This is a genomic window from Flavobacterium sp. TMP13 (assembly GCF_050847115.1).
GTDB lineage: Bacteria > Bacteroidota > Bacteroidia > Flavobacteriales > Flavobacteriaceae > Flavobacterium.
In genome coordinates this window covers 424014-439351 of the sequence record NZ_CP193656.1, presented here as the reverse complement: position 1 = coordinate 439351, position 15338 = coordinate 424014, and the positions used below count along the sequence as shown (strand labels likewise).

Sequence of the window (15338 nt, the reverse complement as noted above, 5' to 3'; positions counted from 1 at the left end):
TTGTATTTCTACCTATATATAGTAGCAAACAAATGGCTATTTTTTTCAAATAAATAAACTAGCACCTTATATTTAAAAAAAACTTCTACTTTTGTCGCAGAAAAATAGAGCAATGGCAAAGAATTTAGTGATAGTGGAGTCCCCTGCAAAGGCGAAAACAATAGAGAAATTTTTAGGAAGTGATTTTCAAGTGGAGTCAAGTTACGGGCATATTGCCGACCTGCCTTCCAAAGAAATTGGTGTAGATGTAGCGAACAACTTCAAACCCAAATATGAAGTATCTCCAGATAAAAAAGCATTAGTAAGTAAGTTAAAAGCCTTAGCTAAAAAAGCCGATATGGTTTGGCTAGCGAGTGATGAGGACCGCGAAGGAGAAGCTATTTCATGGCATCTTGCGGAAGAACTGAAACTAGATATCAAAAAAACAAAACGAATTGTTTTTCATGAAATTACCAAAACGGCTATTTTAAAAGCCATTGATAATCCAAGAGAAATAGACTATAATTTGGTAAATGCGCAGCAAGCTCGCCGTGTATTAGACCGTTTGGTAGGTTACGAACTTTCGCCTGTTTTATGGCGTAAAATAAAAGGTGGTTTGTCTGCCGGTCGTGTACAATCGGTTTCGGTTCGTTTAATTGTAGAAAGAGAACGTGAAATTCAAAACTTTAATGCAATTGCTAGTTATTCTGTTGTAGCTGAATTTAAAAATGAAGATGGAAAATCATTTAAAGCAAAATTGCCTAAAAACTTCAGTACAAAAAAAGAAGCAGATGCTTTTTTAAATCAAAATATTGGAGCTTCGTTTAAAGTATCAGATTTAGAAACCAAACCAACCAAAAAATCTCCAACAGGACCGTTTACAACGTCAACTTTACAACAAGAAGCAGCGCGAAAATTGTATTTGCCAGTGGGAATCACCATGCAGTTAGCGCAACGTTTGTACGAAGCAGGATTGATTACGTACATGAGAACCGATAGTGTTAATCTTTCTAAAGACGCGATGGCCGCTGCCGAAGCTGAAATTATAAAATCATACGGTAAAGAATTTTCAAAACCGAGAACGTTTACGAATAAAAGTAAAGGAGCACAAGAAGCGCACGAAGCCATTCGACCGACTGATATGTCGCGCCACACCGTAAATATTGACCGTGATCAGGCGCGTTTGTACGATCTAATTTGGAAACGTACATTGGCTTCACAAATGAGTGATGCCCAATTAGAGCGCACCAATGTTAAAATTGTAGCAGACAAACACAACGAAATTTTTGCTGCCTCTGGTGAAGTATTGCTATTTGAAGGTTTTCTAAAAGTATATTTGGAAGGTCATGATGACGATGAAGAAGAGCAAGAAGGAATGTTGCCTGCGATGAAAGTGAACGAAAAATTAGCGAATACGTTTATTACAGCAACCGAAAGATATTCTAGACCGCCAGCCCGTTATACTGAGGCTTCTTTGGTTAAGAAATTAGAAGAGTTAGGAATTGGACGTCCGTCTACTTACGCACCAACTATTTCTACTATTATTAATAGAAATTATGTTGAAAAAGGAACTTTAGAAGGTCAAGAGCGTGCCTATACGCAATTGATCTTGCAAGCTAGCAAAGTGGAGGAAAAGCTATTAAAAGAAAATACAGGATCTGATAAAGGAAAATTAGTTCCAACCGATATTGGTACAATTGTAACCGACTTTTTGGTTAAAAATTTCGGAACTATTTTAGATTATAATTTTACTGCAAAGGTAGAGCAAGATTTTGATGAGATTGCCGAAGGAAATATCGACTGGGCTTTTATGATGAAAGAGTTCTACGATAAATTTCATCCAAATGTTAAAGATGTTGAAGAAAATGCCGAGCGTGAAAGTGGAGAACGTATTTTAGGAGTACATCCTGAAAGCGGTAAGCAAGTTTCTGTTCGTTTGGGTAAATTCGGACCGATGGCTCAAATTGGGGAAGCAGACGATGAAGAGAAGAAGTTTGCTAGTTTAATGAGCGATCAAAACATTGGAAACATTACGCTTGAGGAAGCTTTAAATTTATTTTTACTGCCTAAATCTTTAGGAGAATACAAAGGAGAAGAAGTGGAAGTTAGTAATGGTCGTTATGGTCCTTATGTGCGTCATGGAAGTGTTTTTATCTCTCTACCGAGAGGAGAAAATCCGTTAGATGTTTCTCAAGAAAGAGCAGAAGAATTAATAGATGAAAAAGCATTAGCAGATGCGCCAATTGCGGTTTATAAAGCAGAACCTGTTCAAAAAGGAACGGGACGTTTCGGACCTTTTATTAAATGGAACGGGATATTTATTAATGTATCTAAGAAATTTGACTTCGATAATTTATCGCAATCAGATATTGAATTCTTGATAGAAGATAAATTACAAAAAAATATTGACAAGGTTCTTCACAATTGGGAAGACGAAGGTATTTTGGTCGAGAAAGCACGTTGGGGACGCTCTGTGATTACCAAAGGCAAAATTAAAATTGAATTAAGTAAAGATGTTGATGCTACAAAATTAACATTGGAAGAAGTTCAAGAAATGATTGCCAAAAAAACACCGGCGAAGAAAACAGCAACCAAAAAAGCACCGGCAGCGAAGAAAGCTCCTGCGGCAAAAAAAGCGGCTGTAAAAAAACCAACTGTTAAAAAGAAATAAAGTAGCCAATGGAATTTGATTTTCTAAAACCCGTTGATGTCGCTCTTATGAGCTACGTTAGCTCGTTGTCTTCTCAAGAACTAGGAAGTAAAATTGTTTTTCATACGAATGATCAAGTGCCGGAACTAAGCAAAATAAATCTTGCTATTGTAGGAGTATTAGATAATCGTGGAAATGCTAATGCAAACCTTGTAAATTTAACCGCTATCCGTAAAAAACTGTATGCAATGTTTCCAGGAAATTGGGATGCGTCAATTGCAGATTTGGGTGATATTTTGCCAGGTGAAGCCGTAGAAGATACCTACTTTGCACTTAAGAAAGTGACGAGTAATTTAATCAAAAATAAAATTATTCCTATAGTTATTGGCGGCTCACAAGATTTAACTTATGCTTTATATCGTGCTTACGATGACTTAGAGCAAATGGTGAATGTAGTTGCTGTAGATAATAAATTTGATTTTGGAAAAGAAAACGAGACTGTAACCGCAAACTCTTATTTATCCAAAATAATAATTGATCAACCTAATAATTTATTCAATTATTCTAATATAGGATATCAGACCTATTACAATTCTCAGGAAGAAATTGACCTCATTCAGAAATTATTTTTTGATGCGTATCGTCTGGGAGAAATTTCAAATAATATCGCTTTAGCAGAACCTGTTTTTCGCGATGCTGACTTAGTTAGTATTGATATGAATTCAGTTCAATCCTCTTTTTCTGCTAATATGGTTGCCTTCGAACCGAACGGTTTTGACGGAAAAGAGATATGCGCTTTGGCTCGTTATGCTGGTATTAGTGATAAAGTTTCGTCTCTAGGGATTTTTAATCAGAATAGTTCTACGCCAGAATCTGTAATAATAGCACAAATGATCTGGTACTTTATTGAAGGCTATCATTACCGATCAAAAGAGTATCCTTTCGGTACTCGTACAAATTATATTAAATATATTGTTCCTCTTGAAGGAGAAGAACTCGTGTTTTATAAGAGTGATAAAACAGATCGTTGGTGGATAGAAATTCCGTTTATATCGTCTGACCATAATAAACTCAAGCGAAATACGTTATTACCGTGTTCTTACGACGAGTATTTAAGTGCTTGCAATCAAGAAATCCCCGAGAGGTGGTGGAAAGCACAGCGAAAGAATATCGTTTAACATCGGTTTTATACCTTTTAATAAGACTACATTTTCGTAACTAAATTATTGTTAATTTAGTAAGAATTAGATGTATCTTAATTAATTTCAATGTCTTATAACGTTTTTTTTAAACAGTTTGTCGAATAAATATTTTTTTTTTATTTTTTTTAACTTTATTTTTGGACTCTCAAATAAAATTTAAGAAAACTTATTGTTTTTAATAAAAATTATAAATACGTTTGCGAACTTAAATAATGAATAGATAATCCAAATTTATATGAAGAAGTTTATTGCATTTGCGGCAATTTTAACACTATTAATTAGCTGTGGTAGATCAAGTGACAAAGGTGAGTTAGTTGGTGTTAAGGGAGGGAAATGGTATCCCGAAAAGCCGTACGGAATGGCACTTGTTCCAGGTGGATCTTACATTATGGGAAAACCTGATGATGATTTGGCAGAAGTAGAAGATGCGCCTACAAAAACAGTTACTGTTCGTGCTTTCTATATGGACGAAACGGAAATCACTAATAGTGAGTACCGTCAGTTTGTTGAATGGGTAAAAGATTCAGTAATGCGCGTTCGTTTGGCTGTTTTGGCAGATCAAACAGGTCAAAAGCCAGGTGGAGGTAAAGGTAAAAATGCAGGTAGTATTGGAGACTTTGCTTTTAATGACTCTGAGCCAGAGAAAATGTCAGCTTATGATAAATACATGTACGACAACTATTATAGTGTTGGAACAGCAGACGATCAGTATGCAGGTAGAAAATTAAATCGCAAAGTAAAATTAATCAAAGATACGCAACAATATCCTGACGAATATTATAGTGAAGTGATGGATTCAATGTACTTACCAATAGAAGAATCTTACAATGGATTAAGAACTATTGATGTTAATAAATTGAAGTTTAGATATTCTTGGATGGATATTCAAGCTGCAGCAAAAGCTAAGGTGGGTAAACGTAAAGATTTCGTTAAAACAGAAGAAATTGCTGTGTATCCTGATACTACAGTTTGGATTAAAGATTTCTCTTACTCTTATAATGAACCAATGCACAACGATTACTTCTGGCATAAAGCGTATGGAGAATATCCTGTTGTTGGTGTTAAATGGACACAAGCTAAAGCATTTTGCGCGTGGAGAACATTAAACAAAAACAATTACATCAAATCTAAAAAGAAAGGCCGCGACTTAGTCAATGCATTCCGTTTGCCAACAGAGGCAGAATGGGAGTATGCTGCAAGAGGTGGATTAGAATCTGCTACGTATCCATGGGGAGGTCCTTATGTAAAAAGTGATAGAGGGTGTTTTTTAGCAAACTTCAAACCTAATAGAGGAGATTATGCTGCTGATGATGCATTATATACGGTAGAAGCAAAATCATTTGATCCAAATGGATACAATTTATATAATATGGCTGGTAACGTTGCAGAATGGACTGACTCCTCATATAATCCAAATGCTTACGAATATGTTTCAACAATGAATCCAAACGTATTGGATGCTTCAAACAAACGTAAAGTAGTTCGTGGGGGTTCTTGGAAAGATGTTGCTTACTTTCTTCAAGTAAGTACAAGAGATTTTGAATATGCAGATTCTGCAAGAAGTTTTATTGGTTTTAGAACAGTTCAGGATTACATGGGAACTCAAACTACCGGTACTAAAAAGTAATTGAATAAACATAAATACACCCAAATCTAATTAATCTATTAAAAAATTTAAAATTATGGCATTGTTAAGTAAAAAAGTAATGAATTTCGCTTATGGTATGGGAGCGGCAGTAGTAATCATTGGAGCTTTATTCAAAATTACTCACTTTGAAATTGGACCATTAACAGGAACTTTGATGCTTTCTATAGGATTGGTAACTGAGGCTTTAATTTTTGCTCTTTCAGCTTTTGAACCAGTTGATGATGAATTAGACTGGACATTAGTATACCCAGAATTAGCAAACGGTACTAAAATACAAAGAGTTGCTAAAGTAGAAGCACCTGCTGAAGTGCAAGGGATGTTGTCTCAAAAATTAGATGCAATGCTTAAAGATGCTAAAATTGATGGTGAATTGATGGCAAGTTTAGGAAATAGTATCAAAAATTTCGAATCAGCTGCAAAAAATATTGCGCCAGCTGCTGACGGAATCGCTGCTACAAAAAAATACAGTGAAGAATTGTCTATGGCTGCTGCTCAAATGGAGTCATTAAACAGTTTATACAAAGTACAATTAGAAAGTGCTGGTAGAAATGCAGAAGCTAATAAAGAAATTGCTGAAAATGCAGGTAAATTAAAAGAGCAAATGCAATCTATGACAGCTAATATAGCATCTTTAAACAATGTTTACGGTGGTATGTTATCAGCTATGAACAACAAAGGATAATTAGTTATTTAAACTATTAAATTTCAACAAATAACTAAGTATTAGAAAATATGGCAGGAGGAAAATTAACCCCTAGACAGAAGATGATTAACCTAATGTATTTGGTTTTCATCGCAATGTTGGCAATGAATATGTCAAAAGAAGTATTATCAGCTTTCGGTTTGATGAATGAAAAATTCGAATCTACTAATACCTCTGCGACAAGAACGAATGAACAAAGTTTGGCTGCTTTAGATCTTAAAGCTACAGAGAATGCTGCGTTTCAAAATGCAGCTGCAATATCTCATAAAGTATCTGATGCATCTAAAAAATTCTATACCTTTTTAGGAGGAATAAAAGCGGATGCTTCTGAAGGTACTAAACCTGAAGACGCAACAAATTACGAAAGCATGGATAAAGCTGAGAATTTGGACAACGCTTTATTTGTTGGCGAAGGTTATACTCCAAGAGGTACTGCATTTATGACTGCTATGGAAACGTACAAGAAAGAGATGAAATCCGCTTTAAGCGAATCGAAATACTCTTCTATAGTAAAACAAATAGATGATGCATTTAATACTTCAGACGTTGTAAATAAAGATAAAGTAAAAGTGAAATTTTTGGATTACCACTTTCAAGGTTTTCCACAAATTGCTTCACTTGCAAAATTATCTGCTTGGCAGAATGATGTTGTAAAATTTGAAACAGATGTAATCAATCAGGCTTTAGGTAAAGCAGCTGTTGATGAATCTTCTTATAGTAAATTTGAAGCAATTGTAGTTCTTGATAAAAATGCTTATTTCCAAGGTGAAAAAGTTACAGGTAAAGTAGTTTTAGGAAAATATGATCCTAATGCAAAATTCAGTGACTTTAAAGGACCAGGTCAATTGGTAAATGGTCAAGCGGTATTGTCTATGACTGCTGGTGGAGTTGGTGAGCAAAACATTGATGGTTCATTTAATTTCATGGAAGATGGAAAACCAATCAACTTACCATTTAAAGGTAAATATGTAGTTGTGCCAAGACCTAATTCGGCTACAATCTCTGCTGATAAAATGAATGTAGTATACAGAGGAGTGGTTAACCCTATTTCTGTTTCATTCGCAGGTGTTGATGCTAATAAAATTGTTGCTAGTGCTCCAGGATTATCTGCTGCAGGTTCAGCAGGAAAATATAACATGAGCCCAGGTTCAGGTACAGAAACTACAATTTCAGTTACTGGAACATTACCTAATGGTGAAAAAGTTACGGATAAAAAGACTTTTAGAATTAAAGGTATTCCTAGTCCAACTGGAACTATTAGAGGTGAAATGGGTGTTGTAACAGGACCTAAGTCAAACTTAGAGGTTGCGACTATCGGTGCTAAATTACTTGACTTTGATTTTGAAGTTGGTTTAGATGTTATTGGATTTAATTTTAAAATTGCTGGGCAACCTACAGTTGTAGTTCAAGGTAATAAAATTAATGCACAATGTAAATCAGCTCTTTCAAGAGCAGGTAGAGGTGATCAAGTTACTATTTCTGAAATTAAAACAAAATTAGTTGGTGCAGGTAGTTATTTATTGCCAAGAACTGCTCCAGTTATTTTCGAAATACAATAATACAAGTAGTTTAAACTACGTCAATACCTTATAATGATACCATGATGAATATAAGAAATTTTTTAATTGCTGCTGTTGCTGTAGCTGGAAGTTACACTTCTTTTGCACAGTCAAATTTGCTTAATGCAAAAACACCAGACCAAATTGGTTTAAAAACACCAGCTCAGTTAGACTCTGATAATGATAAACCATTAGTTTATGGTTATGTTCATGATCGTGATGTTCTAATGGGGAAAACGGTTTGGGAAGTGATTGATTTGAATGAAAGAATCAACTTTCCGTTATACTTTCCTGTAGATACGGCCAATATTGGTTCAGACAGACGTTCATTGTATGATGTTTTAGCAAAAGCGATCAAAGGTGGCGAGATAACTGAAGTATATGCTGATAGTTATTTTAATACTAAAAGATCTTTAAAAGACATCCAAGGTTCATTGTCTCGTATTGATACGACAGATGCGGGTAGAGAGCAAATTAATGCTGGTCTACGTTTGTCTGACGAGTATGTTTTACGTACAGATATCACGTCTCAAGATGTGGTACAGTACAAAATAAAAGGATATTGGTATTTTGATAAACGTCAAAGTGAATTGAAGTATCGTTTACTTGGAATTTGTCCTGTTGCACCAGACGTATATACAATAAATAGTGATGAAAAAGATTATGTAGAGATGTTTTGGATCTTTTTTCCAGACGCAAGAGAGGTATTGCATAAAGCGAAAGCCTTTAATGATAAAAACTCAGCATTACCAATTTCATTCGATCAGATCTTGAATTCAAGACGTTTCAATAGTGTTATTTACAAAGAGGAAAATGTATATGGCGATAGAGAAATTCAAGAATACATGCAAGACAATGCGCAAAACCAATTATTGGAAGCAGAACGTATCAAAGAAAAAATCAGAAACTTTGAGTCTGATATGTGGAACTATTAATTTAGTTTTATAATTATAACGAAAAACTCTTACTGTAATGGTAAGAGTTTTTTGCTTTACTATATTGTTTAATTTTGCAGCATGATAGATTATTTAATTGTTGGTTCTGGTTTAGCTGGTATCTCATTCGCAGAAGAAGCATTGGCACATCAAAAGTCAATTCTTGTTATTGATGATAGTTCTCAAAATTCTTCAAAAATTGCTGGAGGATTTTACAACCCTGTTATTTTAAAGCGCTTTAGCGAAGTATGGCAAGCCAAACAGCAATTGGAAGTAATGGATGAATTTTACATCAAACTCGAGAAGAAGCTCGACATTGTTTTTAATCGCAAGATGCCAATTTTAAGAAAATTTTTTTCGACAGAAGAACAAAACAATTGGTTCGCTGCTTCTGATAAAATTTCTTTAGAACCCTTTTTATCTACGAAATTAATTACTACAAAGTATGATGGAATAGATTCTCCTCACGATTATGGGGAAGTTCTGCATACGGGTTATGTGGATACTTCAAAATTACTAGAAGCGTATCATTCGTATTTAAGATCTATCGATTCTTTTCTAGAAGATCGTTTTGAATATGATGTGTTAGAGATAAACTCAAATTCGGTGCAGTATAAAAATATCGAAGCCAAGCACGTACTGTTTGCGGAAGGTTTTGGTCTAGCATCAAATCCCTTTTTTAGCGACTTGCCTTTAGATGGAACAAAAGGAGAACTTTTTATTATTAAGGCACCCAATCTTAATCTTGATGTTATCGTCAATACAAGCGTGTTTATCTTGCCGCTAGGAGATGATTTGTTTAAAGTGGGAGCTACTTATAATTGGAGTGATAAAACCGATGTGCCAACTGCGGAAGGAAAAATAGAACTGGTAGATAGGATCAAAGAAATTATAAACTGTGATTTCGAAATAATGGATCATTTTGCGGGTGTTCGTCCTACAGTAAAAGACAGAAGGCCGTTATTGGGGACACATCATACCTATAAACAGCTGCACATTCTTAATGGATTAGGAACGCGAGGTGTAATGTTAGGTCCAGCAATGGCAAAAGATTTATTTAACTTTATTGAAAATAATGAAGCTCTAGATCCTGTCATAGATATTTATCGCTTTTATAAAAAGAGAAAATAATTACTCGGTCGCCGTTTTGGGATCGTAAGAAACAAACATATTAATATAGATGTTTCGTGCCAAACGCAAAACAAAAGGTTGCAATACAAGCGAAGTGACGATAATTGCTGCAAAAGATTGCCCCAAAGAAGCGTTCAAGAAAACTGCAGAAATAATAAAAGTTGCAATTCCGATCGCGACATTCAAACCATAACTAACATACATCGCTCCATAAAAGAAAGACGGTTCTATTTGGTATTTTAAATTACAATAGCTGCATTTTTCATTCATATCCAGAACTTTACTCAAGTTTAATGGATTTTTGACTTTATACATGCTCTCATTTTGACATTTTGGACAAGTTCCTGTTAAAATGCTATTTAGTTTGGATCCTTTTTTTAACATTTGCAAAAAATTTTAGCAAAGGTAACCTTTTTTGAGGTTTTGCCGATGTAACATTAAATACAATTATGCTCAATATACACAATTTGTCAGTCTCGTTCGGCGGGACTTATTTATTTGAAGAAGTAACTTTTCGTTTAGGTGCTGGAGACCGAGTTGGTCTTGTCGGAAAAAATGGTGCAGGAAAATCAACAATGTTGAAAATGTTAGCCAGAGATTTTGCTCCAGACTCTGGAGTAATTTCACAAGAGAAAGATATTCGAATGGGATTTTTACGTCAAGATATTGATTTCGAACGCGGAAGAACCGTTTTGGAAGAAGCGTATGAAGCTTTTGTTGAGATTAAAATTGTAGAAAAAAAATTAGAAGAGATTAATCACTTATTAGTAACGCGTACTGATTATGAAAGTGAAGAATATAGTAAAATAATCGAAGATTTATCTGATTACACGCATCGTTTTGACTTATTAGGTGGTTATAATTATGTGGGTGATACCGAGAAAATTTTGTTAGGATTGGGTTTTAAACGTGATGTTTTTAACAACCAAACCGAAACTTTTTCTGGAGGTTGGAGAATGCGAATCGAGTTGGCAAAATTACTATTACAAAACAATGATGTTTTGCTTCTGGATGAGCCAACGAATCACTTGGATATCGAAAGTATCATTTGGTTGGAGAGTTTTTTGCGCAATTATCCTGGTGTGGTAGTTATTGTTTCGCACGATAAAATGTTCTTGGATAATGTAACCAACAGAACGATTGAGATTTCTTTAGGAAAAGCATACGATTTTAATAAGCCGTACTCGCAATATTTAGAGTTGCGTCATGAAATTCGCGAAAAGCAATTGGCAACTCAAAAAAATCAGGCCAAAAAAATTGAAGAAACAGAGAAGCTAATCGAAAAATTTAGAGCGAAGGCTTCAAAAGCGTCGATGGCACAATCTTTAATTAAGAAGCTAGATAAAGTTGAACGTATCGAAGTAGACGAAGATGACAATTCAGTAATGAATATCTCTTTTCCTGTTTCAAAAGAGCCCGGTAAAGTAGTTGTTGAAGCCGAGAACGTAACCAAAGCGTATGGTGATAAAATTATTTTAAAAGAGATAGATTTATTAGTAGAAAGAGGAAGTAAAATTGCCTTTGTGGGGCAAAATGGTCAAGGTAAATCAACTTTCATAAAAGCGATTGTGAATGAGTTTGAATACGACGGAACGATCAAATTAGGGCACAATGTACAGTTGGGTTATTTTGCACAAAACCAAGCCGAATATTTAGATGGCGAAATTACTTTGCTGCAAACGATGGAAGATGCGGCTACAGACACGAATCGTGCTAAAGTTCGTGATATGTTAGGATCGTTTTTATTTCGCGGTGATGATGTGGACAAGAAGGTTAAAGTACTATCTGGAGGAGAAAGAAACCGTCTAGCACTTTGCAAATTATTATTGCAACCCATTAACGTGTTGTTGATGGATGAGCCGACAAATCACTTGGACATTAAGTCTAAAAATGTATTAAAAGCGGCATTGCAAAAGTTTGGTGGAACGTTATTATTGGTTTCCCACGATAGAGATTTTTTACAAGGAATGTCTAATTTGGTTTATGAATTTAAAGATCAGAAAATAAAGCAGTACTTAGGTGATATTAACTACTTTTTAGAACAACGCAATTTAGAAAATATGCGTGAAGTAGAGAAAAAAGATATCATAAAAGCAGCTGCTCCCAAAGAGAGTAATAAAGTTTCTTACGAAGATCAAAAGAAAAGTAAGTCGTTGAACAATCGTTTAAGTAAAATTGAAAGTCAAATCAAACAATTGGAAAAAGACATTCAACAAAATGATAAAATGTTAGCGTCTAATTACGACAAACATATCGAAGATGCTTCTTTTTTCACAGCTTACAATAAAAAGAAAGCCGATTTGGATCAGTTATTATTGGATTGGGAAGTAGTACAAGAAGAAATTGAAACTATGAGTTAGGTTCAGTTTTTAGATATGATAAAAAGAGTTTCAGAATCAATACTTGATTTTGAAACTCTTTTTTATTGAATAATTCCGATTTTTTTTGAGTGAGCGATAGCTTCACTACTGTGTTTAAAGTAGCAAACTTCGACAGCCAAACTAGACAAATTATCTAAAACAGCTGTTACTTGTGCTTTAGGTCTGCGACCGGTTTGTCTAATGTAAACCGCTTTAACCGTTATTGGAAATATTTTACAAATGTTCTCATATAAATAGGGATCTTTTTGTGAATCATCTCCAAGTAAAACATATTTTAAATTGGGATAAAACTCTAAAACGTGTTTTATTTTATCAAATTTATGATTGTGGTCGCCTCGACCACTTTTAAAAAAATCAAACAAACCTGTTTTAATATTCTTGAGTAATATAACAGCTCTAGGAAGCTGGTGAATTTTGGTAAATTTGGTAATAAAATAATATAAATTCCATTCACTGCTCGAAATGTAGAAAAAGGCATTTTTCTCGGACTTATTATTTCTGCCAGCGGTACTTAAAGCTTGGTAATGCGGCACAACATCTTCAAAAATCTTTCTTTTGTTGACGTTTTTAAATAGTAAAATATATATTTTTTTTAGAATTTTCTTGGTGTGGGAAACCAAAAACGTGTCATCGATGTCTGATATTATTCCTAGATTTCCATCATGCGGACGAATGTAAGTCCCTTTGCAAGTATACATTTTATCCTGATAATTATGACTTACATGGTAATTTTGCCAACCAAAATCATTGGGTGTTTTTAAAGGAATGCAAAACTTAAAGTAACCGTCTTCCAGCGTTTTAGTGTGAATTATTTCATTTCCATAATGCAAATAAACGTCATAATTACCAATCGTTTTTATCTTAAATAAATTGATTACAGAACGGGCGTTTTTTAAACTTTTTTTCTCAAAATTATAATCACTTCTAATTGTTGGTCGTAGGATATGACCCATAACAATCAGTTCATTTTCGTTAGCATAACCGCGGTATAATTTTAAAATTGGAACCATAAAAGTTGTATATTTATTTGCGAAAAGCAATCGAATTTAAGTAGTAATTATAGTAAAGATAAAATTTTGAAGAATAATATCCTATTTGTTGTAAATCCAATTTCGGGTGGTTTGGATAAAAAAGGATTAACCGACTTAGTTCAGATGTATTCGATTAATATTGGTGTTACAGTTTTAGTGTATGAAACAACTGGTTCAAACGATACTGCACACATCAGAGAAATTTGTCTAAAAGAAAACTTTGAGCGCGTTATCGTTGCAGGTGGTGACGGAACTATCAAAATGGTTGTTGAGGCACTAGAGGACATTGACATTGTGTTAGGAATATTGCCTGCAGGCTCGGCAAATGGTTTGGCCACAGATCTTAATTTGCCAAAAACGATTGAAGAGAATATGTGTATTGCCTTTCATAATCCGTACATGAAAATGGACGTGATTACCATAAACGAAAAATACAGTTTGCATTTGAGCGACTTAGGACTCAATGCCGATTTGATAAAAAATTACGAAGAGAATAGTTTACGTGGTTTTTGGGGATATGCCGCCCAAGCCTACACCACGTTAAGAGAATCTGAAGATGCTTTTGAAGCTACAATTATTGCCAATGAAACAACTATTATTGTGAAAGCCAAAATGATTGTAATTGCTAATTCTCAAAAATATGGAACAGGAGTTGTGATCAATCCGATGGGAGTAATGAACGATGGAAAGTTTGAATTGGTTATTCTTAAAAATCTAGATTTGCTCGTTTTAGGAAAAATTTTAAACGGCAATATTCCAATTGATTCCGAAGATATCGTCATTGTTTCCACAGACAAAGCCGTTATAAAAACAAATTCTCCAGTAAGTTTTCAAATTGACGGGGAATATTGTGGGAAACAAACCGAGCTTGACATTGGCATTTTAAAGGAACACATGAAAGTTGCTATTCCGTAATTATTGAAAAGGATTACGCTCCTGCCATTCTGTTTTTGGTTCAAAGTATCCAAAGAATTTCGGCATCTTTGACTGTAAAATAATATTCTTGTGTGTGATCAATCCAAACATAGGAACAGGCTTCGCACCGACAGAGCTCTTAATCTCTAAAGCTGTTCGAGCAAAAATTATTTCTTTAAACCCTTTTTTTATCGAATAAGAGATCATGTCATACAGCATGTTTAAATACAGCATTTTTTCTCGTTGTAATTTTTCTTCATAACCTAAAAAATAGGTATCCATTGCGGTTCCATTTTTTATTAAAGTATTAAATCCTATCAATTTCTCGTCCAAAAAATAACCATAAAAAAGAAAGTCATCTTGTAGAATTTCTTTGAAAATGCTAAAATGATTTTTGGCGAGAAAAAAAGTATTGAAAGGAGCGTTTTTCGCAACATGAAAATACAACGCGTAAATGTTGTCTTCCAAAGCAATGATTTCAGCTAAATTTAGCTTCCGCTTTTCTATGCCAATTGCTTTTTTGCGCGCACGCTTGTATTGATCCCTGTATTTTTTGCTTAAGGCAGCTATATAATCGTTTTCACTTTTCCAGTCATCTCGGATGTCAAACACCATATTGGGTTGTGTCGAAAAAACATACGCAGATTTAAATTCACTTTGTAAATCAATTACTTCAGTTTTTTCAAAATCTTTAATGGTGGTAATATGGACTGTTTTTCCTTTGGATTTTATAATGGCTTTTATGGCAATAATCGAGTCGTGCAATACTTTAAAAATGGCTTTTTTGTTGCTTCGTTCTTTATAAACAAAAGCATTTTGACCGGTAAGCATGTTGTTGCCTACAAACAAAACGTGCGAGGCAAATTTTTTGAAAGCAAAGGTGCGAATGCTGGATTTCAGACATTTATCTCGATCTCCGTAGGAAGCTAATAAATCAGAATTTAAAAATTGAGACAAGGCACATCCTACTAACTCATCATCTTCAAAAATTCCAATAAAAAAACAAGTCATGTTTAATGGAGCAGATCTTTCTAAAACCCTTAGGTATTTTGAAGATAAAAATATATTCGAATGCGCAATTTCATCCCAAGTAGCAGGTAGATTTTTTGTTTCAGAATAGATAGTAAAAGTAAAAATTTGACTCAATTTTAATTTTTTTCAAAAGTAATCAAATCTAACTGGTTTTGTAAAAGGAGCACTGTTA

General features: G+C 34.2%; 12 protein-coding genes. 9 read left to right on the top strand and 3 right to left on the bottom strand.

Annotated elements, in window-relative coordinates:
- Window positions 1-112 precede the first annotated feature (112 nt).
- The 7 genes from topA to ACRASX_RS01865 all read left to right on the top strand — a co-directional run bounded on the left by topA (window position 113) and on the right by ACRASX_RS01865 (window position 9807).
- Entirely contained in the window at window positions 113-2650 is a 2538-nt protein-coding gene (topA, locus tag ACRASX_RS01895; RefSeq protein WP_432222237.1) for a type I DNA topoisomerase, read from the top strand.
- Window positions 2651-2658: 8 nt separating this feature from the next.
- Complete coding sequence (locus tag ACRASX_RS01890) at window positions 2659-3807, top strand: formimidoylglutamase (RefSeq protein WP_432222236.1); 1149 nt, start codon at window positions 2659-2661, stop codon at window positions 3805-3807.
- A gap of 259 nt (window positions 3808-4066) precedes the next feature.
- Complete coding sequence (gene gldK, locus ACRASX_RS01885) at window positions 4067-5458, top strand: gliding motility lipoprotein GldK (protein ID WP_432222235.1); 1392 nt, start codon at window positions 4067-4069, stop codon at window positions 5456-5458.
- Between the two features lie 55 nt (window positions 5459-5513).
- A complete protein-coding gene (gene gldL, locus ACRASX_RS01880) occupies window positions 5514-6161 on the top strand; it encodes a gliding motility protein GldL (RefSeq protein WP_432222234.1) in 648 nt (215 codons plus the stop codon).
- Window positions 6162-6211: 50 nt separating this feature from the next.
- Complete coding sequence (gldM, locus tag ACRASX_RS01875) at window positions 6212-7741, top strand: gliding motility protein GldM (protein WP_432222233.1); 1530 nt, start codon at window positions 6212-6214, stop codon at window positions 7739-7741.
- A 44-nt stretch (window positions 7742-7785) separates the two neighbouring features.
- The gene (gldN, locus tag ACRASX_RS01870) at window positions 7786-8676 is read left to right on the top strand and encodes a gliding motility protein GldN (RefSeq protein WP_066310376.1); all 891 of its coding nucleotides are present in this window, start codon (window positions 7786-7788) and stop codon (window positions 8674-8676) included.
- 81 nt (window positions 8677-8757) lie between these two features.
- Entirely contained in the window at window positions 8758-9807 is a 1050-nt protein-coding gene (locus tag ACRASX_RS01865) for an NAD(P)/FAD-dependent oxidoreductase (protein ID WP_432222232.1), read from the top strand.
- On the opposite strand, the gene ACRASX_RS01860 is transcribed toward ACRASX_RS01865, so the two are convergent.
- A complete protein-coding gene (locus ACRASX_RS01860; protein WP_432222231.1) occupies window positions 9808-10191 on the bottom strand; it encodes a DUF983 domain-containing protein in 384 nt (127 codons plus the stop codon). It abuts the gene before it with no gap.
- A gap of 65 nt (window positions 10192-10256) precedes the next feature.
- On the opposite strand from ACRASX_RS01860, the gene abc-f reads away from it, so the two are divergent.
- Window positions 10257-12167, top strand: coding sequence for a ribosomal protection-like ABC-F family protein (gene abc-f, locus ACRASX_RS01855; RefSeq protein WP_432222230.1), 1911 nt, complete (start codon window positions 10257-10259; stop codon window positions 12165-12167).
- A 62-nt stretch (window positions 12168-12229) separates the two neighbouring features.
- On the opposite strand, the gene ACRASX_RS01850 is transcribed toward abc-f, so the two are convergent.
- Entirely contained in the window at window positions 12230-13198 is a 969-nt protein-coding gene (locus tag ACRASX_RS01850) for an App1 family protein (protein WP_432222229.1), read from the bottom strand.
- A gap of 66 nt (window positions 13199-13264) precedes the next feature.
- On the opposite strand from ACRASX_RS01850, the gene ACRASX_RS01845 reads away from it, so the two are divergent.
- Entirely contained in the window at window positions 13265-14134 is an 870-nt protein-coding gene (locus ACRASX_RS01845; protein WP_066310359.1) for a diacylglycerol/lipid kinase family protein, read from the top strand.
- Here the strand turns inward: ACRASX_RS01845 and ACRASX_RS01840 are convergent, their stop codons facing one another.
- The gene (locus tag ACRASX_RS01840; protein ID WP_432222228.1) at window positions 14135-15280 is read right to left on the bottom strand and encodes a peptidogalycan biosysnthesis protein; all 1146 of its coding nucleotides are present in this window, start codon (window positions 15278-15280) and stop codon (window positions 14135-14137) included.
- Between the last annotated feature and the right edge of the window lie 58 nt (window positions 15281-15338).

Coding starts and splice junctions, on each gene's coding strand:
- topA (WP_432222237.1), top strand. CDS start 113: ATGGCAAAGAATTTAGTGATAGTGGAGTCCCCTGCAAAGGCGAAAACA.
- ACRASX_RS01890 (WP_432222236.1), top strand. CDS start 2,659: ATGGAATTTGATTTTCTAAAACCCGTTGATGTCGCTCTTATGAGCTAC.
- gldK (WP_432222235.1), top strand. CDS start 4,067: ATGAAGAAGTTTATTGCATTTGCGGCAATTTTAACACTATTAATTAGC.
- gldL (WP_432222234.1), top strand. CDS start 5,514: ATGGCATTGTTAAGTAAAAAAGTAATGAATTTCGCTTATGGTATGGGA.
- gldM (WP_432222233.1), top strand. CDS start 6,212: ATGGCAGGAGGAAAATTAACCCCTAGACAGAAGATGATTAACCTAATG.
- gldN (WP_066310376.1), top strand. CDS start 7,786: ATGAATATAAGAAATTTTTTAATTGCTGCTGTTGCTGTAGCTGGAAGT.
- ACRASX_RS01865 (WP_432222232.1), top strand. CDS start 8,758: ATGATAGATTATTTAATTGTTGGTTCTGGTTTAGCTGGTATCTCATTC.
- ACRASX_RS01860 (WP_432222231.1), bottom strand. CDS start 10,191: ATGTTAAAAAAAGGATCCAAACTAAATAGCATTTTAACAGGAACTTGT.
- abc-f (WP_432222230.1), top strand. CDS start 10,257: ATGCTCAATATACACAATTTGTCAGTCTCGTTCGGCGGGACTTATTTA.
- ACRASX_RS01850 (WP_432222229.1), bottom strand. CDS start 13,198: ATGGTTCCAATTTTAAAATTATACCGCGGTTATGCTAACGAAAATGAA.